At 65.9% G+C, this 2,584-nt stretch carries 1 protein-coding gene; it reads left to right on the top strand.

All coding sequences use genetic code 11. From position 1 onward, the window contains the following. Positions 1 to 303 precede the first annotated feature (303 nt). Complete coding sequence (locus D7I43_RS32295; RefSeq protein ID WP_120332327.1) at positions 304 to 2,241, top strand: ATP-dependent nuclease; 1,938 nt, start codon at positions 304 to 306, stop codon at positions 2,239 to 2,241. Positions 2,242 to 2,584: the final 343 nt, after the last annotated feature.

Genomic DNA, 2,584 nt, shown 5'->3' with positions numbered 1-2,584 from the left:
ATGCGCTGCCACAGCCCGTCAGGCACGATCCACGGCGGCTGCTCGCCACGCCTCACGGCCCGACATCGTAGATCAACCTCTACAAGGGACGCGACATCCAGAGATCATTTTGTTAGGACCCCTTAGTGCAGAAAGGACCCCGGGCGCGTCGCGCAGCGGGCGACGGCACCGGGGCCTCTCCTTGAGTGGCATCAGGACGATACCCCGAAGTAGCACAGTCGCAGCAAGACATGTCGCGAACGTGTGATCTTTTGCTGCCCAGCTCACGCGCGTCCGGGACCTTCTACGTAACGAGGAGGACCATTGAAGCTGGTCAACGCGAAGGTCACCTACTACCGGTCGGTTGAGGACTCGGACGAGTTCGCCGTCGAGCCCGACGTCACCTGCCTGGTCGGGAAGAACGAGTCCGGCAAGACCACCGTGCTGCAGGCGCTCTACCGGCTCAACCCGGTGGAGAAGGTCGAGCTGGAGGAGGTCGTCGACTTCCCGGCGAAGCTCACCCGCAAGCGCAAGGACTGGGGCGCGAAGCAGAAGATCCCCGTGGTGGTGGCCACGTTCCGCTACGACGACGAGGAACTGAAGCGGATCGAGCAGGATCTCGGCCCGGGGGCGCTCCACAGCCCGGAGTTCACGCTCACCATCGGGTACCGCGACACGACCAAGTGGTTCGGCCTCCGCTACAACGAGGCGGCGATCGTCAAGCACCTGCGCTCGGGACTCGACCTGCCCTCGGCCGCGGCCGCCACGGTCAACGCGACGAGCACGGTGGCGGACCTGCTGGAGGCGCTCGACAGCCTGGAGGAGCTGCCCGCTGCCGCGACCGCGCTTGCCGAGCGGATCCGGAACTGGCGCGGCGAGGACGTGGGGCTCTACCTGATCGACACCTACGCCTCGCCACTGATGCCGAAGTTCGTGTACTTCGGCGACTACGACGTGATGCCCGGCAAGGTGTCGATCCCGGACCTCATCCGCCGGCGGGACAACGGCACGCTCAAGCGCGGTGAACTGGCCCTGCTCAGCCTGCTGTCCATGGCGGACGTGAGCCTGGAGGACTTCCGGAAGACCGACAAGCACGAGCGGCTCATCCGCGAGTTGGAGAACTCCGGGAACGTCATCTCCGACGAGGTCTTCGAGTACTGGTCGCAGAACACCGACCTGGAAGTCCAGCTCGAAGTCCTTCCGGTCGAGGACGGCGCCCAGCCGCCCCTGAACGAGGGGCCGATCCTGCAGATCCGGGTCCGCAACCAGCGGCACAAGGTGTCCGTGCCGTTCGACGACCGGTCCCGCGGGTTCGTGTGGTTCTTCAGCTTCCTGGCCTACTTCAACGACCTGGAAGCGGACGAGGACAACGACCTGATCCTGCTGCTGGACGAGCCGGGCCTGTCCCTGCACGGCCGCGCCCAGGAGGACCTGCTCGAGCTGATCGACAAGCGGCTCGCCCCCAAGCACCAGGTCATCTACACCACGCACTCCCCGTTCATGGTCTCCCCCCGCCAGCTCCAGCGGGTGCGCACCGTGGTCGACCGGGACAAGGTCGGCACCAAGGTCTCCGCGGACGTCCTCAAGGCCGACACGGACACAGCGTTCCCGCTGCTGGCCGCGATGGGCATCGAGATGACCCAGACGCTGTTCATCGGCCAGAACACCCTCCTGATCGAGGGACCGAGCGACCTGATCTACCTGGACGTGCTCAGCGACGCCGCCGAAGCCTCCGGCCGCACCGGATTGGACCCCCGGTGGGTCAAGACCCCGATCGGCGGCGCGGGCAAGCTGTCCACCTTCACCACCCTGCTCGGCGCGAACCAGCTCAACGTGGCGGTGCTCATCGACTCCAGCACCAAGGACACCCAGGCCGTCAAGCGGCTGCGCGACAACGACCAGCTCGCCGCCAACGGCCTCGTCGAGATCAGCGAGTTCACCGGCCCCGGCGACGCCGACATCGAGGACCTCTTCGAGCCCGCCTTTTACCTCGACCTGGTCAACCGGGCCTACGCCACCGCGCTGCCCAACCCGATCACTCCGGCCGACCTCAACACCAACATCCCGCGGGTGGTGCACCAGATCGAGGAGTACTTCCGCACGCACGGCATCAGCAACGGCCGGTTCAACCACTACAGGCCCGCCGCCGTCCTGATCCGGGAACAGGCCACGCTCATCCCGCAGATCAGCACCGCCACCCTGGACCGCGCGCAGCGCCTCTTCATCCGCCTGAACTCCCTGATCCGCCCTGACGCCGGGTGAACACCGAGCGGACGGGGACCGCCGGTGATGTAGCCGCCGTCGGCGGTCCCCGTTCGGTGAACCCACGGCGTGATGGTTGATCACCGGGTGCCGAGCCCCTACCGGAGGTGAAGGCGGGTCCTGCTCGAAGTGGCATAGTGGCGACGGCCACTTCTTTGCACGTTTTGACTTGTGGAAGTACTTTCGCGTGGCTTTGCACGATCACCGGTTCTCCCGGCTTAGAACTCCTAACAGAATGATCTGGGCGGAGGTGGATTTGTCCCTCGTGGACGATCAACTACAGTGATCGGCCGTGAGGCGAGGTGAGCAGCCGCCGTGGATCGTCTCGGACGACCTGTGGGCC

Source organism: Micromonospora globbae (assembly GCF_003610785.1).
GTDB classification, from domain to species: Bacteria; Actinomycetota; Actinomycetes; order Mycobacteriales; family Micromonosporaceae; genus Micromonospora; species Micromonospora globbae.
This window is presented reverse-complemented; position numbering and strand designations above follow the sequence as displayed.